This is a genomic window from Pseudomonas sp. G.S.17 (genome assembly GCF_038096165.1).
GTDB lineage: Bacteria > Pseudomonadota > Gammaproteobacteria > Pseudomonadales > Pseudomonadaceae > Aquipseudomonas.
This window is the reverse complement of record NZ_CP151076.1, coordinates 3702013-3727242: the sequence shown is the minus strand read 5'-3', so window position 1 is coordinate 3727242 and position 25230 is coordinate 3702013. Positions and strand designations below refer to the sequence as shown.

Below are 25230 nucleotides of genomic sequence, written 5' to 3'. Positions count from 1 at the left end.
AGCCTCCATGCGTTTGCTGCTCATTGAAGACGATGTCGCGTTGGGGGAGGGGATTCATCAGGCATTGAGCCGTGAAGGCTACACCGTCGATTGGCTCAAGGATGGCGCTAGCGCCCTGCATTCACTGCTCAGCGAAAGCTTTGACCTGGCGATCCTTGATCTGGGCCTGCCGAAACTCGACGGGCTGGAAGTCCTGCGACGTCTGCGACAGAGCGGCTCAGGCCTGCCGGTGCTGATCCTCACCGCGCGTGATGCCACTGAAGACCGTATCGCCGGACTTGATGTCGGCGCTGACGATTACTTGATCAAACCCTTTGACCTGTCTGAGCTGAAGGCGCGTTTGCGGGCGTTGTTGCGGCGCAGCGCGGGCAGGGCGCGGGCGTTGATCGAACACGCGGGCATTACGCTGGACCCCGGCACTCAACAGGTCACCTATCACGATCAGGCGGTATTGCTGACTCCCAAGGAATACCAGTTGCTGCATGAATTGCTGTCACCGCCAGGCCGGGTGCTGACTCGCGATCGTCTGATACAGCTGTTGTATGGCTGGAACGAAGAGGCCGAGAGCAACACGCTGGAAGTGCATATCCATCACCTGCGCAAAAAGTTCTCCAGCGATCTGATCCGCACCATTCGCGGCGTTGGCTACCTGGTGGAGGAGCAGCGTTGAACTCGATACGGCGGCGTACCCTGACGCTGATCATTGGCTTGCTTTTGGTGGGTTTGCTGATCCTGAGCGTGTTCAACGTGCATGACAGCAACCATGAGATTGCCGAGGTGTACGACGCGCAGTTGGCTCAGAACGCACGGCTGTTGCAGGGCGTGATGAGGATGCCTCTGGCCCGCACCGAACAAAGTCAGCTGTATCAAGCCTTCAATACGGCGCTGGGACAGGCTGAACCCAGAGTTGATGGCCATCCTTACGAAAGCAAGATTGCCTTTCAGGTGTGGGACCACGGTGGCAAGTTGCTGGTGCATACCGCCAGCGCACCGACCTTCGTTCAAGTGCCGCAGAAAGCGGGCTTCAGCGATGTGACGGATCTGACCGGTCACGGCTGGCGTGCCTTCGTTCTCGACGATAGCCAGAACGGCATGCGTATCTGGGTTGGCGAGCGGGACGATGTGCGCACCGATCTGGTCCACCGGATTGTGCGGCACACCCTGGGCCCGAATCTGATCGGCAGTCTGTTGCTGGTCGCGGTGATCTGGCTGGCGATTGGCTGGGGACTCAAACCTCTGGCTGATCTGGCCAAGACCCTGCGCGCTCGCAACCCAGGGTCGCTTGAGCCACTGCGACTGGCACCGCTGCCCAGTGAGCTGGAGCCGATGCAGGCGGCATTGAACCGATTGCTCGGCCAGATCCAGGACGTCTTGCACCGCGAACGCCGTTTTATCGCCGACGCCGCCCACGAAATGCGTACCCCGCTGGCGGTGCTCAGGGTCCATGCGCAAAACGTTCTGGAAGCGCGCAACGAGGAGCAGCGTCAAGAATCCCTGGGTTATCTGATCATCGGTGTGGATCGCACCACCCGACTGGTGAATCAACTGTTGACCATTGCACGCCTGGAACCACAAGCCAGCGTTACGCCCATGGCGTCCATCGATCTGGTCGAGGCAGTACGCGAGAGCCTGGTGCAATTGACTCACTGGGTGCTGAGTCGAGGACTTGAGTTGTCATTCGATTGCAGTGAAGAGTCACATTTCGTCCAGACCGATCCAGGATTGATCAACATCGCGCTGCATAACCTGGTGACCAACGCGGTGAACTTTTCACCCGAGGGCGGCCAGGTCAGGATTGGCTTGAGCTTCGATGACCGGACGTTTTCGCTCAGCGTCGAGGATCAAGGTCCCGGCATCGATGAAGCGGAGCGTGAACGTTTGTTCGAGCGCTTCTACAGTCGGGGTAACGATCAGGGCGTTGGTCTGGGGCTGACCATCGTGCAAACCATTGCCCAGCGTTTGGGCGGGCAGATCCGCCTGGAAAACCTGCCGGCAGGAGGCTTGCGCGCGGTGTTCCAGGCCCCGGCCAATTGATCAACGCTTCTGCAACCAGCCCAGGAAGCTGCCTTTTTTGATCGCCGCCGGTTTTTCGGTCAATAGCGACTGGCTGCTGTGTTGGCGAACCGCCTGGAGCTTTTTCAAGGCGTTCCTGATTTGCCCTTCCTGCTCCATGGTCTCGCGAGCTACTGCCTTGTCGATGCGGTAGACCACGCATGAGGTGAGCGCGGTGAAGCGTGCCTCGGACGGCGTATCGTTGAGCACGCCTTGTTCGCCCATCACTTCGCTGGGTCCCATGCGTCCGGCCTCAATGTAATTGCGGCCATCGGATACCGTTGCCGAGACGACGCCGGTGGCGATCACCAACAGGCTGTCAGTCACTTCGTTTTCTTCCAGAATCACCTGTCCGGCGGCGTATTCCCGTGATGACATGTTCTGCGCCAGATGGTTTTTCTCTTCGCTGTTCAATCCGCGCAACACCTTGACCTCATCCAGCAGCATGCGCGCCCGGGATGCCGGTTCAACCGTCACGTCCGATTGCCAGGCAATGCCCGCCGCTTCCAGATGACGATAGGCCAGGTCGAACAGCAGGTTGCGCACATCGGCCTTTTTATCCAGATTCTTGATGTAGCCGGTGAGGGTGTATTCGATGGTGGTCGGGCTGGCCTCCTTGACTGTGGCGCGGGCCTTGGGGAAGGGCAACAGAGCGCTGCTGCCCTGCAAGGCGCGGTCCAGTGCATCCAGCACGCGACGCGGTCGGATATGCGGCGAAACCATGATGTTGATCGACACGCCAAACATATCCTTGGGACGGCTGAGGTTGACGATCTTGGCCTTGGCCGCCACCGAATTGGGGATAACGGCAGTGCTGCCGGTGCCGGTCAGCAGATGCGTGGCGCGCCAATCGATGTCGACGACCTTGCCTTCGACGCCGTCGATGCTGATCGAATCGTCTACTTGATAGGGTTTGGTGGTGTTGAGGACGATGCCGGAAAACACATCGCTCAAGGTGCTTTGCAGGGCGAGGCCGACGATGATCGCCATGGCGCCGGAAGTGGCGAGCAAGCCTTTGACCGGCAATTGCAGCACGTAACCTGCGGCGGCAACGATGCCGATCAGGAAAATCACTGCGCCGATCACTTCCTGCAACAAACGCCCGCTGTGCCCGATGCGCTGCATCAGCAACAGGCCGAGTACTTCGGTCAGGGTTCGCGAGGCGAAAATCCACCAGATGATTTCCAGCGCAGTCGCTGCCAGATGCCGGGCGCTGTCGTCTTCCCACGGCGCGGTATCCAGCGGGCTCAAGCCGGCGCTGATGATCACCACGCTGTACAACAGGAACAAGCCCAGGCGCGCGGCGACTTTCGGTAAGCGGTGCTGATACGGCACCGCGTGCCAGCTCACCAGATCAGCGAGGATCAGGAGGACGCTGCACGCCAGCGGATAGGTTTGAATGAAGGCGAGCATGGGCGAATTCCTTGGCGTGAGAGATGACCGTGATGGCCAGATTAATGCTGTGCAGGAGTGTGATAAAGCTGGTAGAACGTGTTTGACTGTCAACCGGTGAGCGACAATGAACCCTTTTGAAGACATGCGCATCTTTACCCAGGTAATGGAGTCCGGGAGTTTCACGGCGGCCGCCGATCAATTGGGACTGTCCAAACAGTTCGTCAGTCGGCGCCTGATGCAGCTCGAGGAGCGTCTCGGCGTGCGCCTGCTCAATCGCTCCACGCGGCGCCTGGACGTCACGCCGCTGGGGCAGGCGTATTACGACTCTGCGCTGCGGCTGCTGGCGGATGTGGAGCAGGCCGAACAAAGCATCGCCGGGCAGAACAACCAGCCGCGCGGCACCATTCGCCTGACCGCGCCGTTGTCCTTTGCCATTGAGCATTTGGGCCGCTTGCTGCCGGTTTTTCTCCAACGCTACCCGGAGGTTTCGGTAGAGGTGGACCTCAGCGACCGCTCCGTGGACTTGCTGGGCGAAGGCTACGACCTGGCGTTGCGCATCGGCGTGCTGGAGGATTCGACCCTGATCGGTCGGCATATCGCACATATCGAACGTGTGTATTGCTGCAGCCCGGATTACCTTGAGCTGCGCGGCGAACCGACTGAACCTGAAGCGTTGAAGGGCCATGACTGCCTGCCTTATGGTCATAGCCGTCAGGTGCAATGGCGCTTCGAACGTCAGGGAAAACCTGTCGCCGTAAGCCTGTGCGGGCGAATGCGCGCCAACAATGGTGAGCTGCTGCGTGATGCCGCGATTGCCGGACTGGGCATCACTTATCTGCCGCTGTTCATTGTCGGCGCGGCGCTGGAAGAGGGGCGGCTGGTCCGGGTTCTGGATGCGTTCCGCACGCCGCCGCTGGCCTTGTCAGCGGTGTATCCGCAGCATCGCCAAGGCGCCCGGCCGGTGCAGGCGCTGATCGATTTTCTCAAGGAAGCGCTGACGGAGTGTCCGGGGTTGAGTCGCTGAAGGATAGTTGTAGGCGCGAATTCATTCGCGAAGAGGCCGGGGCCGACTCCGACTGTTTCATTGACTTCACCGCCGCCCTCCCGGATAAATCCGGTCCTACAGGATCGCGCCGATTTCGAAAATTGTGGGAGCGAACTTGTTCGCGAAGAGGCCGGGGCCGACTCCGACTGTTTCATTGACTGCACCGACGCCCTCCCGGATGAATCCGGTCCTACAGGAACGCGCCGATTTCGCAATCGTAGGAGCGAATTCATTCGCGAGGAGGCCGGGGCAGGCTCCAATTATCCCGCTGACCGCACCGACGCCCTCCCGGATGAATCCGGTCCCACAGGATGCCCGTGTTCAGCCGTTGGGTGTAATTCAGGATTATGTCCGTCGCTATGCGCTGCAACAGAAAAGCCAGCACAAGCGTTCAATCCGTCACCCTGACGTGCCTCGCATCATGCGGATCCATTCCAGTCCGTTATGCTTGAGAGGTACTCATGCGTCTGTCCACTTCACCCCTCCTGCGGGGGCTTGCGCTGATCCTTGCATCGACCCTGGCGTCAACTTCCGGACTGGCGCTTGCCCAGCCACCAGTGCAACAGAAGACCCAAGTGCCGGGTTATCACCGTCTTGCGGTGGGCGATTACGAGGTGACGGCGCTGTTTGACGGCTACAACGATCTGTCGCCGGACTTGCTCAAGGGCCTGAGCCCAGGGCAGATTCGCGCGCTGCTGGCGCGTCGCTCCATTGATACCCCCGGCGTGCAGACGGCATTCAACGCGTTCCTGATCAATACCGGCAAACACCTGATCCTGGTCGATACCGGCGCAGGGGCGTGCATCGGCCAGACTGCAGGATTCCTGTCGGAGAACATCAAGGCGGCAGGGTATGAACCGGCGCAGGTGGACACGATCCTGCTGACTCACCTGCATCTGGATCATGTGTGCGGTCTGGTGGATGCTCAGCAGAAGCCGGTTTTCGCCAATGCGACGGTCTATGCGGCCAAACCCGAGGCGGATTACTGGCTCGATCCGAATGCGATGGCTCGCGTTCCGGAAAAAGCCCGGGAGTTTTTCAAGATCGCCCAGCAATCAACCGCGCCCTACATAGCGGTTGGCCGCTTCAAGACCTTCAAGCCAGGCGAGTCGCCGGTGCCTGAAGTGCAAACAGCGCTTGAAGCAGGGCACACGCCAGGCAGCACCACGTATCTGTTCAGCTCCGCAGGGCAAAGCATCCTGTTCATGGGCGATCTGGTGCATAACCTGGCCGTGCAGTTCGATCATCCGGAAGTGACCATCGGCTTTGACGTCAATGCCCGGCAAGCCAGGGCCAGTCGCGAGCAGGTGTTCAGCTCGGCAGCGGCCAAGGGCATCTGGGTAGCGGCGGCGCATCTGCCATTTCCAGGCATTGGCCATATCGCCGCCATCGACAAGCATTTCCAGTGGGTGCCGATCGAATACGGTCCTTACCAGCGCGCTGCGCACGTGCCGTTGATCAAATAAGCGTTTATCCCGGACGCTCGCGGCCTTACTGGTTTGGCGTTACAGTAGGCCGCTGCGATTAACCGATGGATAAAGAACGCTGTGAACGCCCCCGCGATTGCTCATCTGAACGGCGAAAAATTCACTGCCACTCGGGTGGTTCAAGCACGTCCCGATCCCGACAAAATCATTGATATTCCTTGCGTCGATGCCTTTTCGATCATCGTTCAGCTGGAGGATTTCGCCGAGCACCGTTTGTGGCGCGGGCGACGTTTGAGTTATTCCGGCGGTTATCGACAAGGCAGCGTGTCCCTGCCGTTCATGGGCGATGAGCTGCGCTGCCAGCATCGCGCGTCGTATGACAATCTGCGCTTCAACATTCCCCGCCAAACCCTGGATGAGTATCAGGCGGAGAACCGTGGGCGAAAGATCGACGGGTTCCGTTACGAGCAGGGCGCTCAGGACCCGGTGTTGTACCACCTGGCTCAAGCCATGTTGCCGGCGTTGCAACGTCCGGAAATGGCCAATCAATTGTTCATCGATCACATCCTGTTGGCGATGTGCGCGCATTCGATTCAGCACTACGGGCGAATTGCCTCGACTGCTGGCAAATTCACCACCACGCTGACCCCTCGTCAGGAGCGGCTGGCCAAGGAAATGATTGCCGGCAACCTGGGCAATGATCTGTCTGTGGAGCATATTGCCCAGGAATGCGCCTTGTCCCGCAGTCACTTTTCCCGGGCGTTCAAGCAAGCGACCGGTGTTGCCCCGCACACTTGGTTGCTGCAGATGCGTGTCGAAAAGGCCAAGGAATTGCTCCAGGCGCAACCGCAGTTGCCGTTAGCGGCGATCGCCAGGCAATGCGGCTTTTCTGATCAGCCGCATCTGACGCGGGTATTCAGCCGTCTGGTGGGGACCAGCCCCAGCGTCTGGCGCGGTCGGCAGCGCGGAGCCATCGTTTTATTGAGCTGAGGCTCGGGTCACGCGGCGATTTTTTCCCGGCGCCCGGTCAGCAAAAACACCCCCAGTGCAATCAGCGGCAATCCAGCGCCGAGCAGCGCTACACCGTGCCAGCCGGCTTGTTCATAAAGACTGCTGGCCACCGCCGAACCAACGGCGCCGCCGATAAAGATGCTGGTCATATACAGCGCATTCAAGCGGCCACGGCTGGCGGGGTCCAGCGCGTAGACAGCGCGCTGGCCGAGCACCATATTCAGCTGCACCGCGAAATCCAGCAGCACGCCGGTAACCGCCAGGCCAATGACGGTGTAGCCGGGCAGCGTCAGGCCAATCAGCAGCGCAATCGGTGCCAGCGTCAGAGCCAGCAGTGAAGCGCGCTGGGTATGCCCGGCATCGGCCAGTCGACCGGCAATTGGCGCGGCGATGGCACCAATGGCGCCCACCAGGGCAAACAGGGCGATCTGGGTTTGTGACAAGCCGAAGTGGCGCGAAAGCTCGATGGGCGCGGCAGTCCAGAACAGACTGAATGCGGCGAACAGCAGGCCTTGATACAGCGAACGCTGACGCAACACCGAATGCCTGCGCAGCAATGTGATCAATGAGCCAAGCAGTTGGCCGTAGCTCGCCTTGTGATCGGGAGCACGTTGCGGGATGGTCAAAGCCAGCAAGACAATGATCGCCAGCATGACCACCGAAGCGCTGATGAATACCGCACGCCAGCCAAAGTGATCGGCGATCAGGCTGGAAATCGGACGCGCCAGCAGAATGCCCAGTAACAGGCCGCCCATGATATTGCCGACGACCTGACCACGGGTTTCTTCCGGGGCCAGATGCGCGGCCAGCGGGATCAGCATCTGCACCGACACCGAGCTGAAACCGATCAGCAACGAAATCATCAGGAAACCGTTGGGGTGCTGGCTCATGCTGGCGGCGAACAGACTGCCGGTGGCAATGACGGCGGTGCCGATCATCAGCTTGCGGTTTTCCAGCAGGTCGGCCAGCGGCACCAGAAAGAGCAGCCCCAAGGCGTAACCGATCTGGGTCAGGGACACGATCAGGCTGGCGCGGTGGGCTGATAAACCGACGTCCGGTGCAATGAGTTCGACGATGGGTTGCGCGTAATAGATATTGGCAACGATGGCCCCGCAGCAAAACGCGAACAACAGCACCAGGCCGCGGGTCAGGGTGTGCTGCGAGGCATGCAGCGGTGTAACGCTCGATTGGGTCATGCACGTTAGCTCATGTCTGTGATGAGGGCAGTTCCGCCTGGAACCGATATGGAACGCACCTTAGGCGAACGCATCGGGTTGGAGAATCCGTCGCCTGCGCAACAGAGCATTGCATAAAGCGCACTCCGGGCGGTGCAACGGTTGGTTTGCCGCGCTGGCGGATATAAAAAGCGTTTGTGGCGCATGGCTAGTACTTTAAGTTAAACCGCTATTTAATTGTATTATTGTGCGCAGTTCAAACTTTGTGATATTCGGGTATTTTCCTGGACTATCCCTATAGATAATATCGGGCGTTGGATTTACCGGGTTATATAGGGTTTACCGTCAGTGATGAATGCCATTTGATAGCGATCGATCCCCAGGGCACTGCCGTGTTGCGGCAGAAAATCACCGCCACCCTAAGGACAGCGTGAATAGAATGATTAGTCTCGGTCAAGCCCATGTATCTCTGGAACTAAGAGAAGTATTCAAGTGCGGAACGCCGTTGCGTATCGGTGCGCGGGCGTTCGATATCCTGGAGCTGTTGATCAATCGTCCCGGCCGTCTGGTGACCAAGGACGAGATTCTGCAAAAAGTCTGGCCCGAAACCGTTGTCGAAGAAAACAATCTGCAGGTTCACATCTCTGCCCTGCGCAAGGCGCTGGGAACCGACCGCGACCTGATTCGCACTATTCCGGGTCGCGGCTACATGCTGATCAGCGGCGATGAGGATCAGACGCATAATGCTCGGGCCGGTGCGGGCATGGGTGAAAGTGTCCTGACCAGCCCGTTTGGCTGTCCGATGCTGCGCAAGAGCGATTTGCCCCAAGACGTCGCGCTGATTGGTCGGGTAACGGCCCTTGACGATGCGTGTCAGGCCCTGGAAAGCGCTTGGTTGCTGACCCTGACCGGATCGGGTGGCATCGGCAAGACGTCGCTGGCAGTGGCAGTTGCTCATCGGCTGTCCCGGACGCAATCGGTGCCGGTGTATTTTGTCGCGCTGGGGCAACTCAATTGCTCCGAGCGGGTTATCGACGCTGTGGCCTGTGCGTTGGATGTCGGTGGCGTTCAGGGGCAATCGACGCTCGACGCGGTGGTCGGCCGCCTCAACGAGGCAGAGGCTATGCTGGTCCTCGACAACTGCGAGCATTTGATCGAGGCCGTGGCGAGCTTGTGCGCGCATCTTGCCCAGCGCTGCCCGACCCTGAAAATCCTCGCCACCAGCCGTGAAGCCTTGCGTATCAATGGCGAACGCAGCATGAACGTCGCGCCCCTCGATGTACCGGAGCCGGGCGTCAGTAGAGCGCACATCCTGTGCAGCGATGCCGCACAGCTGTTTCTGACCCGATTGCGTGCGCTGGATTCCTGCTTCCCAAGCGATGACAGCGACGGCCTTGACGACCAGAGCGTCGAGTTGATTGCCCAGGTCTGCCGCACCCTTGACGGCATCCCGTTGGCCCTGGAAATGGCGGCTACCCGGGCGTCGGCCCTGGGGCTTTATGAACTTTTCGCCAGCCTGCGGGACGACCTGCACCTGTTGGCCGGTGGTTTACGCAGCGCGCCGGAGCGCCATCAAACCCTGCTGGCTTCGGTGGATTGGAGCTACCGCCTGCTCACCCATGATGAACGTCAGGTGCTGGGGCGGATCACTCTGCTTGACGGGCGGTTCACCCTGGATCAGGCTTGCGAGGTCGCGCAGTCGCTGGATATTTCCAGAGCGCAGGTCATGGACGCGATTGTCGGTCTGGCGCTCAAATCCCTGCTGGCCGTGCTGACCGAAGGACCGTTCAAGTTCTACCGCCTGTTGGGCGCAACCCGGATCTGCCTGGTGCAAAGGCTCAAACAGGCACCGGGTACGGCAACGTCAACGCGCTCGGCAGGGCAGTGCATCGAACTGCTGGCGTTCAGCGCACCGCCGGCTTCACTGAGCACCTTGCGCGCGACCCGAGTGGAGCAGGAAGTGGACCATTTTCACCGTAACCACCAACGCGTCCTAGCGACCAGCCAGTAGCACCCAGCTCCCGGATTACTGTTTATGCCTGCGACATCCATGGTTTATGTGGTCGACGATGAGAGCTCGATTCGTGCTTCTCTGACCCGACTCTTGAGCTCGGCCGACCTCAGCGCCCAGTGCTTTGCGACGGCTCACGAGTTTCTGGAGCAGGCGTTCGCCGAACAACCCACCTGTCTGTTGCTGGACGTCAATATTGCCGCCGCCAGTGGTTTTGACGTGCAGGATGAACTGCTGCGCCGCGGGCTTCGTTTCCCCATCATCTTCATGACCGGGTTCGGCACCATTCCCATGTCGGTCAAAGCCATCAAGGCCGGCGCCCACGAATTTCTGACCAAACCCTTCGAACCGGATCAATTGCTTGAAGTGGTCCGCCAGGCGCTCGAACACGATGAGCGCGGGCTGATCGAGCGGGTTCAGGTCGAGAGCATCCGCAGCCGTTTTGAAACCCTGACGCCCCGCGAGCGAGAGGTAATGGCCCAACTGGTGACAGGCAAGATGAACAAGCAGGTTGCCCACGAGTTGGGCACCAGTGAAATAACAGCCAAAGTTCATAAACGGCACATAATGACAAAAATGAATGCACGAACTCTAATTGACCTAGTCAAGATGTGGGAGCAAGTAGCTCCCGTGAATTGATTAAAACAGCACAATTATACATAGAGACAATCCCCCTCTTTGAATCAAGGGCGTATTCTCCTCTAATTACTTTTCCTGTCATGAAGTTCAGCCTATGATCCTCATCTGCGTTGTTGATGACGACGCTTCCGTGCGAAATGGCCTTGGTAATCTTCTCAAGTCTTTGGGTTATCGCACTGTGGGCTTTGCTTCGGGGGAAGAGTTCCTGGCTTCATCCGCAAGCGACGAAGCGCACTGCGTATTGCTCGATCTCAAGATGAAAGGCATGCAAGGGTTGGAAGTGCTTGAGCGATTGAAAACTGCGCGCAAGACCGTCGGGGTTTGCTGCATGTCCGCACATGACGATGAAGTCATCGTGCGCCGCACGCGCGAGGCGGGCGCCCTGGGTTTCCTGCACAAGCCATTTTCCGAGGAAGCGTTGCTTGAATCGATAAAGCAGGCACTTGAGAAGCCAGGTTAAGCAGGTAAGGACCCGTTATGAGTGGCATCAGAGCAGAGCCGACGTTGAGTATGCGGGGCCTCCCTGACCAGCAACCGGAAGGTTTCAGCCTGCAGTGGCTGGCGCTGCTTTCCTGGGAACTGCTGTATGCCGACGGCGAGATCGATCATTACCGGGTGCATGTGCCTGGTTGTTCACCCACCTGGCTGATTGCACGCTGCTCGGCCCGACTGGTCGAAAGTGGCTTTCGTCGCATCGAACATGAATTCTCGATCGCCCCCCGGCTTGATCCCGGCTGGGCCTTGATGCCGCTGGCGGTCCTGCACACGCCGGACGGCCCGCTGCTGGTCGCCAACGATCCAGGTGGCAAATCCCTGCACGAAGTGGCGGACGGAAGCCTGTCGATCAGCCTGTTTCTGCGCCTGGCCATTGGCGCCGCACATGCCCTGAGTCAGGCTCACGGCAACGGTTTGCTGCACCGTGATATCAAGCCCAGCAATTTCATTCAGGGTGACGACGGTTTTGTGCGCCTGACCGGATTTGGCGTGACGGTCGAGCGCCAGCCTGGCGGCCCGCACAGCGTCTCGGACTCGATCTGCGGCACGCTGGCGTATATGTCGCCGGAACAGGCGCGGCGAGTGGATCGTCAGGCCGATGAACGCAGCGATCTGTATTCCCTGGGTATGACCTTCTATGAATGGCTGACCGGCCAGTTGCCATTTGAAGCCAGCGACGCGGTGGAGTGGGTGTATTGCCACGTGGCGAGGCAGCCGCCGTCGCCGCGCCAATTTCGCGATTACATTCCCATGCCGTTGGCCCAGCTGATTCTCAAGCTGATCGCCAAGAACCCCGCCGACCGTTATCAAACTGCCTTCAGGCTGGAAATGGATTTGCGCGAATGTCTGGCCCAATGGAGCGAGTTTCAGCACATCGCCGCATTCGAACCGGCCCTGCAGCGTGATTTACCCCAAGGCCACGAGCGCAGGGGATTGATTGCCCGCTGCGAAGAGTTGCAGGCGCTGCATGCCGTATTTTCGCGGGTCAGTCATACCGGCGGCTGTGAAATGGTGCTGCTCTCGGGTTCTTCGGGCACCGGCAAAACCACCCTGGTCCGCCAGCTCCAGCAGGATCTGGCGTTGAATCGGGTGCTGTTTGCCTCAGGGAAATTCGATCAGGCTCAATACAACGCCCCTTATGCCTCGCTGGCCCAGGCCCTGCGTTCCTTGATCATGCGGGTGGTCGGCGAGAGCGCCGACGAGCTGGAACGCTGGCGCGAGCAATTATTGGCTGCGCTTGGTGGTCACGGCCGGTTGATCGCCAATCTTGTCCCGGAAATCGAATTGATCCTCGGACCACAGGCGCCCTTGGCCGATCTTCCCGCCAATGAAACCCAGAACCTGTTCAACCTGGTCCTGCATCGCTTCCTGAACAGCTTCGCCAGCCCGCAACGCCCGCTGATCCTGTTCTTCGATGACCTGCAATGGCTGGACGATGCGACGCTGGCCTTTATCGCTTCGTTCAGCGCCGGTCACTATCGAAACATTCTGTTGGTGGGTGCCTATCGCGACGTCGAAGTCCCGCAAACGCTAATGTTCTCGGACTTCCTTGCGGCCTTGCGCGAGAGTCCGACGCACTTGACCGAAATCAAGGTGCCGACCCTGTGCCTTGACGACGTTTGCCAGTGGGTCGCGCTGGCACTGGAATGTGAACCCGCCGAAAGCATGCTGCTGGCCAGGGTGATTCATGCAAAAACCAGCGGCAATCCGTTCTTCATCGGCCAGTTGCTGCGCAGCCTGTTCGACGAGCAGCTGATTGTCATGGACCGCAGAAAATCGGGCTGGATCTGGAATCTGGATGCCATCGATAGCCATCGCTGCGCTGATAACGTGATTGACCTGATGGTGGCGCGAATGGCTCGTTTGCCGTCCCAGACCCGTACGTTGCTGGGGCAGATGGCGTGTATCGGACCGTCCGTCGACATCCGGACGCTGACGCGAATCAGCGGCACTGTAGAGAAGTCTTTACGCCGCCACCTGGCGACCGCTGTGCAGGCCGGGCTGTTGACCGAGAGCCGCCATGGCTTTGCCTTTTATCACGATCGTGTCCAGGAATCAGCGTACCGCCTGACGCCGCCTGCGGTGCGGCCGGCCGAACATGCGCGAATCGCCCGGATTCTCCTCGCGGACTTGCACGGGGAAGGGCGCGCCGACCAGATTTTCGAAATTGCCTCGCACTTGCAGCGGGTGCGGCCCGACGAGCCGGACGCCACCGAGGTCGAGCTGTTCAGCGACCTATTGTTGCGCGCTGCGCGGCAGGCAATGAAGGCTGCGGCGATTCAGTCGGCGCTGGGTTACCTGGCGACGGTCAGGTCGTTGACCCAGTTGCAACGCTGGCAGCAACACGCCGCGATCAGCTACGAGGCCGGTCTGCTTCAGGCGCAGTGCCTGATTCTCGATGCGCAGTTCGAGCCGGCAAGCCGGGTGCTCGCCGAGTTGCTGGAGCACATCGATTCGGTGGTGCCGCGCGCGGCGATCTACATGCTCAAGGTCGAGTTGCAGGTCCTCTCGTCCTGCTACCGCGACGCCATCATTACGGCGCTGGAAGGGCTACGGATGTTCGGCATCCAGATTGCCCCGCAGATCGAACGCGAGGAAATCGAACAGCGTTATCAGCTCCTGTTGCAAACCGTCGGAAACCGGTCAATCGCATCGCTGATCGAGCTGCCGGTGATGCAGGACGCGTCATTCGAGGCCGCCGTGGGCATGCTCGCCAGCATGATCGCTCCGGCATCCTTTACCGATCAGGATGTGCTGTTCGTCGTCGCTTGCGAAATGGTGCAGCTTTCCCTCGACTACGGAATCTGTGCTGCATCCGCATCGGGATTCGCCTGGTTTGGTGTGGTGCTTGCGCAGCGACAAGGGCTTTATCAGGAAGGCGCGCAGTACGCGCAACTGGCACACGAGCTGGTCAAGCGCCACGGCTATGACGGTGCCGAAAGCATGGTGCTGGTTGCGCTTGATCAGGTCAGCGTCTGGACTCAGCCGCTGAGCCATTGTCTGGATTACGCGCGTGGCGCATTTGCCAGCAGTCACACCGCCGGCAATCTCAGCATGAGTTGTTATGCCTGCAACCACATCGTCTCCGACCTGCTGGTCATGGGTGAATACCTGGAGCGCGTGCAGGAGGAAGTCGACAATGGCCTGGAGTTCTCTCGTCGTGCGCGCTTTCGCGACGTGGAAGCCGCGTTGCAGACTCAGGCGCGATTTGTCGCGGCATTACGCGTGGGGCCAGTCGCGGGGTCGGCGTCCAGCGCGACTCAGGATTGCGCCGGTCGCGACAGTGCCATGACGCCGGTAGCGTTCTGGTGGTGGCTTTTCGAGGGTATTTCCAACTATCTGTACCGCGATTTCACCGGCGCAACGCACTGCCTGGAACAAGCCGAAGCGTTGGCCTGGTCGACGCCGGCGCATGTGCATCTGCTCGAATTGCATTTTTTCAGCGCCCTCAACCTCGCCAGCGGGCGTGACCGGACGCTGGATTCTGCCCGGATTCTGACGGCCATGGCGTCTCATCTGGACAAGCTCAACCAATGGGCGGCGCTCAATCCGCAAATATTCCGCGACAAGGCGTTACTGGTCGAAGCGGAAATGGCCCGGGTGGCCGGGGATACGCTCAACGCGCTGGACCTGTATGAGCTGTCGATTACCGCAGCGGCCAACGCCGGTTTCGTGCATGTGCAGGCGTTGGGCCATGAACTCGCCGCCGAATTCCATCACAGCCGTGGATTGTTCACCTCGGCACGCAGCCATATGCGCAGTGCCCGGGATTGCTATCAGCGCTGGGGCGCGCATGGCAAGGTCGCCCATCTCGAAGCCCGTGCCGGTTTTCTGCGCGAGCAAGCTTCGTTGTCTCGTCCTTCGATCAGTATTTCCGGCGGGCAAGACACGCTGGATCTGGTCTCGGTCATGAAGGCGTCTCAAGCCTTGTCCGAGGAAATCGTCCTGGACCGGCTGATCGGTACGCTGCTGACCAACACCATCATTCATGCTGGCGCACAGCAGGCGCTGTTGCTGCTGGTCAAACAGGATCAGCCGCAGATTTGTGCACGAGGCCGGGCGCAGGACAATGGCATCGAGATCGATCTGACGGTGTCAGTGCCGTCGGCGCAGCATTTGCCGTTGTCTCTGCTGTACACCGTCATGCGTACCCGGCAATCAGTGGTGCTGGACGATGCCATGCAAGCCAGTGACTTCGTCGATGATCCTTATTTTCAACAGCGCCAGGCGCGCTCGGTGTTGTGCCTGCCTCTGGTCAAGCAGGGCCAGGTTATCGGCGTGCTTTATCTGGAAAACAACCTTGCGCCGGGGGTATTCACCTCCAATCGCACCACGGTCCTGGAACTGCTGGCCGGGCAGGCGGCGATCTCTCTGGAAACCGCCCGGCTGTACGCTGAACTGGTGGAAGAAAACACCCGGCGACGGGCGATCGAGTCGGCCTTGCGCACCAGTCAGGCTTCCCTGGCGCTGGGCCAGCGCATTGGTCATTCCGGGAGTTTTCGCTGGGACGCGGGCAGGGATGAGTCCGTCTGGTCCGATCAGTTGTTTGCGGTCTGGGGCCTGTCGGTTGCGGCGACGCCGCCTTCACTGCACGAGCTGGAGCGCGTCGTGCATCCCGAGGACTTGAGCGCGTTTTCCGCGATGCTCAGCCGCGCAGTAAGCACCAGCAGCGCCTTCCAGCATGAGTTTCGTCTGGTGATGCCGGACGGCAGCATCCGCCACCTGGAATTACTCGGCGAGCCGGACATTGACGATAAAGATGTCTTTGTCGGTGTCGCCAGCGATATCACTGAGCGACGCACCACCGAAGCAGCGCTGCGCCACGCGCGAGCGGAATTGGCCACCGTGTCCCAGGCGACGATCATGGGCGAATTGGCAGCGTCCATTGCCCATGAAATCAATCAACCGCTGGCGTCCATCATCACCAATGCCAGCGCCAGTGTGCGCTGGCTCAAGCGCGACCAGCCGGTGGTTGCCGAAGCCCTCGCGGGGCTGGGCGACATCGTCAATGACAGCAAGCGCGCGGCCGACATCGTGCGTGCTTTGCAATCACTGGCCCGACAGACGCCGTCCACCCGACAGCCGTTGCAAATCAACGAAGTCATCCGCCGGGTCGTGCAGCTGACCGCCAGTGAAATCGAGCACCGGCAAGTGCTGCTGATCCGGCACAGCAGCGGGCCGCAGCTGAGCATCGAAGGTGACGCGGTGCAGCTGCAACAGGTGATTCTCAACTTGATCATGAACGCGATGGAGGCCATGAGCGAAGTCCATGACGGCCCGCGTCGGCTGTCGATCAGTTGCGATACGGTGGGCAGTGACTATGTGGTGGTCAGCGTTCAGGACAATGGGGCCGGAATCAACGAGGCGAATCTCGAGCGCGTGTTCGACGCCTTTTACACGACCAAGGAAAAAGGCATGGGCATGGGCCTGGCAATCTGTAAATCCATTATCGAATCCCACGACGGCGGGCTTTATGCGTTTGCCGGACGCGGCAGGGGAACGGTTTTTGTGTTTACCCTGCCGGTGTAGGATGTTGTCCGAACAATTATCAATTTCGTGGGAGCGAGGCCTACAGTCGAGCATGTGTTCAGGTCCACCACCTCACAATCCGTGGGAGCGAGCTTGCTCGCGAAAAGGTCGGTAAACCCGACACATCTGCGGCGTCTGTGGGTTGCCCCCAAACGTAGAATCTCCAACGGGCCGTCGTCAATCCAATGTTGAGGGCTATTCAAACGGCCAGCGCGTTTCCAGCAGCAGGGTGCAGAAATTGGCTCGCTTGTACTGTTTATCGAGGCGTTCGAGAACATCGGCGTTTACGGTGCCAAAGGCGGTATGCGGACGATGCTTGAGGCCCGCTGCCATAGCATTGAGCAACCTGGCGTTGAAGCCCGGTTCGCGGGGGAAGTGCTGCAGAATTTGCTTCAGTTCCGCAGAGCTTATCGCGCTGCGATGTCGGCCATACAGGTCGGTATCCACACCGGCAGCGATCAGCGCGACCAGGTGGGATTTATGCTCCGGAATGCCCGGAGTGCTGTGCAGGGCAATGGCGTCCCAGACTTCCTGGGCATCGTCATTGGAGCAGCCGAAACCCTTGAGAAATTCCCGTGCCGCAGTGGCGCCATCGATTTCGAAGCGGTTTTGCGAACGTCGATAACGTGCTGTCAGGCCCACGCGGTGGAACAGTGCGCCGACATAAAGTAACTCTTCATCGAACGGGACCTGGCGCTGCTCGCCGATCAAGGTGGCGAACAGGAATACCCGTTTCGAGTGGTTGAGCATCAGCGTTGAGTGCGCATCGCGGATCAGTTCGACAGCCGCCTGGGCCATTGGGCTGTCCGGCAAGCGAATGCTGGCGATGTCATTGTTATTGTCGTCCCTCACGTGCATACCTCACGATCGTCCGTCTCACGGACCTGTGACCCGTCGCGGCGACGGGTCAAGGTCGCGGGTTCAGCGGGCCTGGGCGAAGTCCAGCAAATCCTGATTCAGCTGATCCTTGTGGGTGAAGTACACCGCGTGAGGTGCGCCTGGGTAGATTTTGAGTTCCGCGCCCTTGACCAGTGCTGCTGCGGCCTTGCCGGTCACGTCGATGTTGACCACGGCGTCGCCATCACCATGGATGACCAGCGTTGGCACGTCGAAACGCGCCAGGTCGGAACGGAAATCCGTTTCGGAAAACGCTGCCACGCAATCCAGAGTGCCTTTCAAGCCGCCTTGCAGCGCCATGAACTGGGTCCAGTCCAGCATGGGTTTGCCGACAGTCGAGCCCGGCTGGTCGGCACCGGTGAAGATCGGTCCGAACGCGTCGAGGAAGCCTGCGCGGTCATTGAGCAACCCGGCGCGGATGCCGTCGAAGATCGCCGGGTCCATACCTTCGGGATGGTCTTCGCGACGAATCATCAGCGGGGTGACCGCGCTGACGAGTACCGCTTTGGCGATGCGCCGGGTGCCGTGGCGGCCGATGTAACGCGCCACTTCGCCGCCGCCCATGGAGAAACCCACCAGCACGATGTCAGTCAGATCCAGCGTTGTGATCAGCGCGTGCAAATCATCAGCGAAGGTATCGTAGTCATAACCCTGCCACGGCTGGCTGGAACGCCCGAAGCCGCGACGGTCGTGGGCGATCACCCGAAAGCCGTTCGCAGCCAGGAAGTTCATCTGGTATTCCCACATGTCGGCGTTCAGCGGCCAGCCATGACTGAGGATAATCGGCTGGCCGGTGCCCCAGTCCTTGTAATAAAGCTGCGTGCCGTCGGCGGTGGTGATCGTGGGCATGGGTTTCTCCTGAGAGTCGAGAACAAAATGAGAAGGCCAACAGTAGGCCGCCCGTTCGCTCAAGTCCTTGGCGCCCACCTGAAATGTTCTTAACCGAATGGCTGCTGATCACCCCATAACAAAGCATCGTAGCCCGCTTCAGAACGATTAATGTCCGGAGAAGGACTTTAAGGACTGCCAACTCCAGACTCGGAACCTGACCAACCCCTTTTGCTCAGGAGAGTCTGAAATGAATACCGTCAGCCCATCGCCCTTACGCCAGATCGAATCTCCTGTCGCCGCCCAGGCCCCATCGCCGCAAACGCTGGCGCGGCTGTCGTCTGCCCTGGATGAGCTGATCAAGTCATGGTCGCGCAACGAGGCAGACGCCCGGCGCATCAGCTTGCTTGAGTCGGCTGAACCGACGTCCTCCGGCATCGAGCCGCTGGCTTACCAATTGATCTGCTCGTTATTGCCGGCGTTGCGCAATCGGCAGGGGGAGGTCGAGGATTCGGTGGATCGGGCCATGCTGGTGCTGTGTTCGCATCTGTCCACGCACTTCGAGAAGCCAGTGACTCACGAGGCTCTTCAGAGCGAAAAAGCGCCTTGCGAAAAAATCGCCTTGTCGCCCTGGCAGGAGCGGCGCGCCAAGGAAATGATGGCCAGTCATATGGATCGCGGCCTGTCCATCGCCCAGATCGCCAGCGAGTGCTCGTTGTCGCGCAGCCATTTCTCCCGGGCCTTCAAGAAAAATACCGGCGTCTCGCCCCGCGACTGGTTCTTGCAGATGCGTCTGGACAAGGCCAAGCGGCTGCTCACTGAAACGCAGCTGACCATTTCCCGGATCAGCCTGGATTGTGGCTTTGCCGATCAATCACACTTCACCCGGGTGTTCACCCGCGTAATCGGCCTGACACCGTTCAGCTGGCGCCGGTCACTGCCGGTCGCCAGCCGTCGCGCGGGCTGATTACTTAAGCAGATCCAGCGGGTATTCAACCACCAGATACAACCGATCGATATCGTCACCTGCCTGAGCGGTATTGCCTCGGTGAGACACATGGGAAATGTCCAGCGACAGGTCTTTGGCGGGGCCCGATTGCACCACGTATTTCAGGTCGATATCGCGTTCCCAGTGACGGCCGCCCTTGCCCTGCATCGGCACGTAGCGATCAATGTCGGAGTCGAACGGATTGTAGGCGCCGCTTTGCTGGGCCTTGGTCCCGTCGATCTGCCGACCGGTGACATAGCGGGTCATGAACTTGAGGCCCGGAACACCGAGCGTTGCGAAGTTCAGGTCGTAGCGCAGCTGATAAGACTGCTCGTGCGCGCCATTGAAGTCGGCATATTTGATCGAGTTGGCCAGATAAATCGAATCGCCGCCGACGAAGTCGAACGGTGTGTCGCCGTCAATCTTCTGATAACCGAGGGTGAGCGCCTGACTGCCCAGCCGATACTTGGCCGACAAACTGTACGCCGTATTGTTGATCGAGCCTGCCTCGGCGTTGCCGGTGTCCAGTGTTCGGTACAGGTTGCTGTCAAGCAGCACCGAGCTATCTGCGGACAGTTGCCGGGTAAAGTGCAGGTTGCCGTAATACTGCCGCCAGGTGTCCGAGAGCTGCGACGCATACAGCGAACCGCCCAGCGGACCGTCGCCCGACAGCTCGATCCCGGCCAGGCTGATGCTGGCGTTGCGCGTACTTGCGCCGTATCCGTCGAAATCGCCGTGAGTCGTCGAGGCATCCTGATTCTTGAACGCCGTGAAGTGCCCGGCCACCAGTCTGACGCCCTGAATCTCCTGGCTGTCGAGGAAGAATCCGGTAGCGTATTCCGGCTGCAAACGCTTGTCGGCCGTATCGAACACCGGCGTTTCGACTTCCATTTCGCCGAACTTCAAGGTGGTCTGCGAATACTTGAGCTTGAGCGCAGCGCCCGCGCTGGAATAGTCATCTTCGGCGCGGCCCTGGCTGTCCAGCGGCAGCAACCCGGTGCCGGAGCGCCCGCGCCCGCTGTCCAGCTTCAAGCCATAGAAGCCGTGGGCATCAATGCCAACGCCGACCTCGCCCTGGGTAAAGCCGGATTTGAGATTGGCAATAAAACCTTGTGCCCACTCCTGCTTGTAGTTCTTCTGCTCATGGCCGGTGCGGTAATCGTTGTGCAGGAAGAAATTTCGCGATAACAGATTGAGGGTCGAGTCCTCAAGAAAGCCATGTTGCTCTTCGGCATGGACAGCCAGAGCCTGACCTGACGTCAGCAGCGCCAGGGAAGTCAGCAGGGTAAATCGGTTGCGCATATTCATGCCCTTTTGAGTGAAGCGACTACGCTGAACCGAATCTCCGGCAAGCGCGGCTCAATCTGACAGGAACGGGCTGGCATGAATTGACGGGCTGTGCGCAAAATTGTCTGCGGGTGCTAGAGCTGAGGCTCGCCTCATCATTCTGTAGGACCGGCTTTAGCCGGGAGGACGTTCTCCCGGCTAAAGCCGGTCCTACAGATCACGTTGTATTTATGCGAATCAAAAGCACACCCGTACAAGGCAAGCCCCCATCGGCAGTGCTTACTTGAGCAGCAGATAAGCCCGGCTGCCTTTTCATTTTCTTCGTTCTGGACCCAATTCATGAATCGCAACGACCTGCGCCGTGTCGACCTCAACTTGCTGGTGATCTTTGAAGCCTTGATGTTCGAGCGCAACCTGACCCGGGTCGCGGAGAAACTGTTCATGGGGCAGCCGGCGGTGAGCGCGGCGTTGGGGCGGCTGCGGGATCTGTTCGATGATCCGCTGCTGTTGCGCAATGGCCGGGGCATGGAACCGACCGCACGGGCCTTGGACATCCTCAAGGAAATCCAGCCGGCACTGGACACCATTTCCGGAGCCGTCAGCCGAGCCAAGGATTTCGACCCGTCGACCAGTACCGAGGTGTTTCGCATCGGGCTGTCCGATGACGCCGAGTTTGGTTTGCTGCCGCCGCTATTGACGCAGCTTCGCGAGGAGGCGCCGGGCATCATCGTGGTGGTGCGACGGGCCAACTATCTATTGCTGCCAGCCTTGTTGGCGTCCGGAGAAATCTCGGTGGGCGTCAGCTACACCACGGACCTGCCAGCCAATGCCAAGCGCAAGAAACTCCGCGATATCGGCTGCAAAGTGCTGCGTGGCGATTCCCGGCCGGGGCCGTTGACCCTCGACGAATATTGCGCACGGCCCCATGCGATGGTGTCGTTCTCGGGCGACCTGAGCGGCAATATCGATCTGGATCTGGCCAAGGTCGGGCGGGCACGCAAGGTGGTGCTGGCAGTCCCGCAATTCAACGGCTTGCGGGCCTTGCTGGCGGGTACCGAGCTGATCGCTACCGTTCCTGACTACGCGGCCTGCGCGCTGGTTGAGGGCTGCGCGTTGCGCGCTGACGACCCGCCGTTTCCGATCAACGAGGCCGAGCTGTCGATGGTCTGGAGCGGGGTGCACGATAACGATCCGGCCGAACGTTGGCTGCGCGCGCGGATCAACCAGTTCATGTCCCAGGCGCTGGACGTCGCGCCCTAGCCGTCGAAGCTGTTCGGCAAAGAAAGCACAAGCATTCAATTTTCAACGCGTCCCGATGGGCACTATCAAATTCAGAGTTGGCCAGTACACGCGAATCGTGGTCTGGCCATTCCCCCATTTGCTGGTGGCGCCATGAACAATTCGACACTGGAAAAAAACGCTCAGGATATCGGTCTGCTGTTCCTGCGGATCAGCGCCGCCGCGTTCCTCTTGATCGTCCATGGGCTGCCCAAGCTGCTCAACTTCCAGGCGCAGCTGTCGCTGATCGAAGATCCCTTCCACATGGGCGCAAGCCTGACCTTGATCCTGGCGATCTTCGCTGAAGTGGTGTGCCCGATTTTCATCGCCGCCGGGTTGTTCGTGCGCCTGTCGTGCCTGCCCATCATCGTCGTGCTGCTGGTGGCCTTGGTGGTCGTCCATCCGCAATGGAGCCTGGAAGAAGGGCAGTTCGGCTGGCTGCTGCTGATCATCTTTACTACTGTGTTTATGGCCGGGCCGGGACGGCTGGCACTCAACGCACGTTTTAGCGGAGCGGTACGTTATGTCTGATGCACCTTCACTTTTTACCGCCGAGGCGGCTGTGGTCAGCCAGCCAGTGTTCAACGAAGTGGTCACTCTGGTCATCAAGCACCGGATCAAGGCCGGGCTTGAGGCCGATTATGAAGCCTGGCTGCGGCGCATCGTGTCGATTGCCGGCAGCTATCCGGGTCATCTCGGCGTGGATGTCATCCGCAGCAAGGCCGACGGTCTGCAGCTGTTTACCTGCGTGCTGCGTTTTCACTCCACCGACGCCATGCAGAGCTGGCTGGATTCCGACGAACGCAGCCGGTTGGTGCCAGAAGCCCAGCCGATGCTCGCCGACGGCGATCACACCGAGGTCAATCCGCACAACGAATTCTGGTTCACACCTTCCACGGAAACGTCGAAATCGCCGCCGCCACGCTGGAAGCAGGCGTGCGTGACCTTCCTGGTGATCTGCCCGCTGACCTTGCTCATTCCGCTGATCTGGCATCCGGTTTTTACCTTGAGCCCGTTTCTCGCCAACTACGTCGTGAGCACCGCGCTGGTCACCGTGACCATCGTCCTGCTGGTGGTCTACCTCTTGATGCCCGCAGCAACGCGCCTGTTTGCGCCATGGCTGAATGCTGCTCCGGAAAACAAACCCGTGGAGTAACGCCATGAGTGACGACAAAACCGATCTGGAACGACGCCGCTTCGTCGCCAAGGGCACGCTGCTCAGTGCTGCAGCCGCACTGTTTCCCTCTTTGCCTTTTGCCGGTTATGCCGGCGCCTCTCAATCCTCTGTCGAAGGAACCGCTATGAACGTCGAGCTGATTCTGTACAACGGACAATTCCATACCGTCGACCGTGAAAAGCCAACCGCCAGTGCGGTGGCCATCAGCGGCGGCCGTTTCGTCGCCGTGGGCAGCGAAGCGGAAGTGATGGCGCTGCGCGGCAGCGCGACGCAGGTGATCGATCTGCAAAAACGCACGGTGATCCCTGGCCTCAACGACTCGCACTTGCACCTGATCCGTGGCGGGCTGAACTACAACCTCGAACTGCGCTGGGAAGGCGTGCCGTCGTTGGCCGATGCCTTGCGCATGCTCAAGGATCAGGCCGACCGCACGCCAACGCCGCAATGGGTGCGTGTGGTGGGCGGCTGGAACGAATTCCAGTTCGCCGAAAAACGCATGCCGACCCTGGAAGAACTCAACCAGGCGGCGCCGGATACACCGGTATTCGTGCTGCATCTTTATGACCGCGCCTTGCTCAACCGTGCCGCGCTGCGCGTTGCCGGCTACACCCGCAACACACCGAACCCGCCGGGTGGCGAGATCGTGCGTGATTCCAACGGCGATCCAACCGGCATGCTGGTGGCCAAGCCTAACGCGATGATCCTCTACTCGACCCTGGCGAAAGGGCCGAAGCTGCCGCTGGAATATCAGGTCAACTCGACGCGTCAGTTCATGCGCGAACTCAATCGCCTGGGCGTGACCAGCGCCATTGATGCAGGCGGTGGTTTCCAGAACTACCCCGATGACTACGCCGTCATCGAAGAACTCGCCAAAGAAAAGCAGCTGACCGTCCGCATCGCCTACAACCTGTTCACCCAGAAGCCGAAAGAAGAACTGACCGACTTCAAGAACTGGACCAACACCGTTCAGCTGCATCAGGGCGACGATTTCCTGCGCCATAACGGCGCCGGGGAAATGCTGGCCTTCTCCGCAGCCGACTTTGAGGACTTCCTTGAGCCACGGCCGGATTTGCCGGCTGGCATGGAACAGGACCTGGAACCTGTGGTGCGCCATCTGGTGGAGCATCGCTGGCCGTTCCGCCTGCATGCCACTTACGACGAATCCATCACGCGCATGCTCGACGTATTCGAGAAGGTCAATCGCGACATTCCGTTCAACGGTCTGCCGTGGTTCTTCGACCACTGCGAAACCATCACGCCGAAGAACATCGAACGCGTGCGAGCCTTGGGTGGCGGTATCGCGATTCAGGACCGGATGGCCTTCCAGGGCGAATACTTCGTCGAGCGTTACGGGGCCAAGGCTGCCGAATACACGCCGCCGATCAAGCGCATGTTGGCCGAAGGCGTACCCGTCGGCGCCGGCACCGACGCCACTCGGGTGTCGAGCTACAACCCGTGGACTTCCCTGTACTGGATGGTCAGCGGCCGCACGGTTGGTGGGCTGGAGCTGTATCCGGAAGGCCTGTCTCGTGACATCGCCCTGGAACTATTCACCCACGGCAGCGCCTGGTTTTCGTCCGAGCAGGGCAAGAAGGGCATGATCAAAGTTGGTCAGCTGGCCGATCTGGTGGCCTTGTCGGCGGACTATTTCAGCGTCGACGAGGAATCCATCAAGTGGATCGAGTCGGTGCTGACCGTAGTGGACGGCAAAGTGGTGTACGGCAGCGGCGATTTCGAAAAACTCGCACCGCCCAGCGTACCCGTACTGCCCGACTGGTCGCCGGTGGTCAAAGTTCCTGGCCACTGGCGCCAGAACTCGCCGATGCTGGCCCAGGTTCACCAGTGCGCGGGCCCGTGCACCGTGCATTCCCACAGCCACGAACGCGCTCGCATGTCCAGCGTACCGGTCAGCGACTTCCAGGGTTTCTGGGGCGCGTTTGGCTGTTCGTGTTTCGCATTCTGATTACCCAGACGACCGTAAATCTCAAAGGAGTCA

The 25230-nt window shown here is 59.9% G+C and carries 19 protein-coding genes; 14 read left to right on the top strand and 5 right to left on the bottom strand.

Going from position 1 to position 25230, the window contains the following annotated elements; all coding sequences use genetic code 11:
• Window positions 1-7 precede the first annotated feature (7 nt).
• Complete coding sequence (locus AABC73_RS17585; protein ID WP_341520276.1) at window positions 8-670, top strand: response regulator; 663 nt, start codon at window positions 8-10, stop codon at window positions 668-670.
• A complete protein-coding gene (locus tag AABC73_RS17580) occupies window positions 667-2034 on the top strand; it encodes an ATP-binding protein (protein ID WP_341520275.1) in 1368 nt (455 codons plus the stop codon). Before AABC73_RS17585 ends, AABC73_RS17580 begins: the two co-directional genes overlap by 4 nt.
• On the opposite strand, the gene AABC73_RS17575 is transcribed toward AABC73_RS17580, so the two are convergent.
• Window positions 2035-3465 (bottom strand): mechanosensitive ion channel family protein, encoded by a 1431-nt coding sequence (locus AABC73_RS17575; protein WP_341520274.1) that lies wholly within the window; start codon window positions 3463-3465, stop codon window positions 2035-2037.
• Between the two features lie 106 nt (window positions 3466-3571).
• Here AABC73_RS17575 and AABC73_RS17570 point away from each other — a divergent pair, with 106 nt between their 5' ends.
• From AABC73_RS17570 to AABC73_RS17560, 3 genes are all read left to right on the top strand, one after another.
• On the top strand, window positions 3572-4471 hold the full coding sequence (locus AABC73_RS17570; RefSeq protein ID WP_341520273.1) for a LysR family transcriptional regulator: 900 nt from the start codon (window positions 3572-3574) through the stop codon (window positions 4469-4471).
• Between the two features lie 482 nt (window positions 4472-4953).
• Window positions 4954-5958: an MBL fold metallo-hydrolase gene (locus AABC73_RS17565; protein WP_341520272.1), complete on the top strand. Its 1005-nt coding sequence runs from the start codon at window positions 4954-4956 to the stop codon at window positions 5956-5958.
• Window positions 5959-6039: 81 nt separating this feature from the next.
• The gene (locus AABC73_RS17560; protein WP_341520271.1) at window positions 6040-6909 is read left to right on the top strand and encodes an AraC family transcriptional regulator; all 870 of its coding nucleotides are present in this window, start codon (window positions 6040-6042) and stop codon (window positions 6907-6909) included.
• A gap of 8 nt (window positions 6910-6917) precedes the next feature.
• On the opposite strand, the gene AABC73_RS17555 is transcribed toward AABC73_RS17560, so the two are convergent.
• Window positions 6918-8126: an MFS transporter gene (locus tag AABC73_RS17555; RefSeq protein WP_341520270.1), complete on the bottom strand. Its 1209-nt coding sequence runs from the start codon at window positions 8124-8126 to the stop codon at window positions 6918-6920.
• Window positions 8127-8544: 418 nt separating this feature from the next.
• Here AABC73_RS17555 and AABC73_RS17550 point away from each other — a divergent pair, with 418 nt between their 5' ends.
• The 4 genes from AABC73_RS17550 (at window position 8545) to AABC73_RS17535 (ending at window position 16779) form a co-directional block, all read left to right on the top strand.
• Complete coding sequence (locus AABC73_RS17550; protein WP_341520269.1) at window positions 8545-10116, top strand: winged helix-turn-helix domain-containing protein; 1572 nt, start codon at window positions 8545-8547, stop codon at window positions 10114-10116.
• A gap of 39 nt (window positions 10117-10155) precedes the next feature.
• Window positions 10156-10755, top strand: a complete 600-nt coding sequence (locus AABC73_RS17545) for a response regulator (RefSeq protein ID WP_341520268.1) — start codon at window positions 10156-10158, stop codon at window positions 10753-10755.
• A gap of 94 nt (window positions 10756-10849) precedes the next feature.
• Window positions 10850-11215, top strand: a complete 366-nt coding sequence (locus tag AABC73_RS17540; protein ID WP_341520267.1) for a response regulator — start codon at window positions 10850-10852, stop codon at window positions 11213-11215.
• Window positions 11216-11232: 17 nt separating this feature from the next.
• The gene (locus tag AABC73_RS17535; protein ID WP_341520266.1) at window positions 11233-16779 is read left to right on the top strand and encodes an AAA family ATPase; all 5547 of its coding nucleotides are present in this window, start codon (window positions 11233-11235) and stop codon (window positions 16777-16779) included.
• A gap of 195 nt (window positions 16780-16974) precedes the next feature.
• On the opposite strand, the gene AABC73_RS17530 is transcribed toward AABC73_RS17535, so the two are convergent.
• Together AABC73_RS17530 and AABC73_RS17525 are read right to left on the bottom strand one after the other, a co-directional pair.
• On the bottom strand, window positions 16975-17637 hold the full coding sequence (locus tag AABC73_RS17530) for an HD domain-containing protein (RefSeq protein WP_341520265.1): 663 nt from the start codon (window positions 17635-17637) through the stop codon (window positions 16975-16977).
• Between the two features lie 63 nt (window positions 17638-17700).
• Entirely contained in the window at window positions 17701-18525 is an 825-nt protein-coding gene (locus tag AABC73_RS17525; protein ID WP_341520264.1) for an alpha/beta hydrolase, read from the bottom strand.
• 229 nt (window positions 18526-18754) lie between these two features.
• Between AABC73_RS17525 and AABC73_RS17520 the strand changes: the two genes are divergently transcribed.
• On the top strand, window positions 18755-19471 hold the full coding sequence (locus tag AABC73_RS17520; RefSeq protein WP_341520263.1) for an AraC family transcriptional regulator: 717 nt from the start codon (window positions 18755-18757) through the stop codon (window positions 19469-19471).
• On the opposite strand, the gene AABC73_RS17515 is transcribed toward AABC73_RS17520, so the two are convergent.
• Window positions 19472-20794 carry an OprD family porin gene (locus AABC73_RS17515; RefSeq protein WP_341520262.1) on the bottom strand — a complete coding sequence of 441 codons (1323 nt, stop codon included), beginning with the start codon at window positions 20792-20794 and terminating at the stop codon, window positions 19472-19474.
• 324 nt (window positions 20795-21118) lie between these two features.
• Here AABC73_RS17515 and AABC73_RS17510 point away from each other — a divergent pair, with 324 nt between their 5' ends.
• The 4 genes from AABC73_RS17510 to AABC73_RS17495 all read left to right on the top strand — a co-directional run bounded on the left by AABC73_RS17510 (window position 21119) and on the right by AABC73_RS17495 (window position 25197).
• Entirely contained in the window at window positions 21119-22039 is a 921-nt protein-coding gene (locus AABC73_RS17510; protein WP_341520261.1) for a LysR substrate-binding domain-containing protein, read from the top strand.
• Window positions 22040-22171: 132 nt separating this feature from the next.
• Window positions 22172-22588 carry a DoxX family protein gene (locus AABC73_RS17505; RefSeq protein WP_341520260.1) on the top strand — a complete coding sequence of 139 codons (417 nt, stop codon included), beginning with the start codon at window positions 22172-22174 and terminating at the stop codon, window positions 22586-22588.
• Window positions 22581-23213: an antibiotic biosynthesis monooxygenase gene (locus AABC73_RS17500; protein ID WP_341520259.1), complete on the top strand. Its 633-nt coding sequence runs from the start codon at window positions 22581-22583 to the stop codon at window positions 23211-23213. The genes AABC73_RS17505 and AABC73_RS17500 overlap by 8 nt, the downstream gene beginning before the upstream one ends.
• Before the next feature lie 145 nt (window positions 23214-23358).
• A complete protein-coding gene (locus AABC73_RS17495; protein WP_341524272.1) occupies window positions 23359-25197 on the top strand; it encodes an amidohydrolase in 1839 nt (612 codons plus the stop codon).
• The last annotated feature ends 33 nt before the right edge of the window (window positions 25198-25230 follow it).

What these genes read in the sequence shown, in the direction of transcription:
- AABC73_RS17585 (WP_341520276.1), top strand. Translation starts at nt 8, where the DNA reads ATGCGTTTGCTGCTCATTGAAGACGATGTCGCGTTGGGGGAGGGGATT.
- AABC73_RS17575 (WP_341520274.1), bottom strand. Translation starts at nt 3,465, where the DNA reads ATGCTCGCCTTCATTCAAACCTATCCGCTGGCGTGCAGCGTCCTCCTG.
- AABC73_RS17570 (WP_341520273.1), top strand. Translation starts at nt 3,572, where the DNA reads ATGAACCCTTTTGAAGACATGCGCATCTTTACCCAGGTAATGGAGTCC.
- AABC73_RS17565 (WP_341520272.1), top strand. Translation starts at nt 4,954, where the DNA reads ATGCGTCTGTCCACTTCACCCCTCCTGCGGGGGCTTGCGCTGATCCTT.
- AABC73_RS17555 (WP_341520270.1), bottom strand. Translation starts at nt 8,126, where the DNA reads ATGACCCAATCGAGCGTTACACCGCTGCATGCCTCGCAGCACACCCTG.
- AABC73_RS17550 (WP_341520269.1), top strand. Translation starts at nt 8,545, where the DNA reads ATGATTAGTCTCGGTCAAGCCCATGTATCTCTGGAACTAAGAGAAGTA.
- AABC73_RS17545 (WP_341520268.1), top strand. Translation starts at nt 10,156, where the DNA reads ATGGTTTATGTGGTCGACGATGAGAGCTCGATTCGTGCTTCTCTGACC.
- AABC73_RS17540 (WP_341520267.1), top strand. Translation starts at nt 10,850, where the DNA reads ATGATCCTCATCTGCGTTGTTGATGACGACGCTTCCGTGCGAAATGGC.
- AABC73_RS17535 (WP_341520266.1), top strand. Translation starts at nt 11,233, where the DNA reads ATGAGTGGCATCAGAGCAGAGCCGACGTTGAGTATGCGGGGCCTCCCT.
- AABC73_RS17530 (WP_341520265.1), bottom strand. Translation starts at nt 17,637, where the DNA reads ATGCACGTGAGGGACGACAATAACAATGACATCGCCAGCATTCGCTTG.
- AABC73_RS17525 (WP_341520264.1), bottom strand. Translation starts at nt 18,525, where the DNA reads ATGCCCACGATCACCACCGCCGACGGCACGCAGCTTTATTACAAGGAC.
- AABC73_RS17520 (WP_341520263.1), top strand. Translation starts at nt 18,755, where the DNA reads ATGAATACCGTCAGCCCATCGCCCTTACGCCAGATCGAATCTCCTGTC.
- AABC73_RS17515 (WP_341520262.1), bottom strand. Translation starts at nt 20,794, where the DNA reads ATGCGCAACCGATTTACCCTGCTGACTTCCCTGGCGCTGCTGACGTCA.
- AABC73_RS17510 (WP_341520261.1), top strand. Translation starts at nt 21,119, where the DNA reads ATGAATCGCAACGACCTGCGCCGTGTCGACCTCAACTTGCTGGTGATC.
- AABC73_RS17505 (WP_341520260.1), top strand. Translation starts at nt 22,172, where the DNA reads ATGAACAATTCGACACTGGAAAAAAACGCTCAGGATATCGGTCTGCTG.
- AABC73_RS17500 (WP_341520259.1), top strand. Translation starts at nt 22,581, where the DNA reads ATGTCTGATGCACCTTCACTTTTTACCGCCGAGGCGGCTGTGGTCAGC.
- AABC73_RS17495 (WP_341524272.1), top strand. Translation starts at nt 23,359, where the DNA reads ATGAACGTCGAGCTGATTCTGTACAACGGACAATTCCATACCGTCGAC.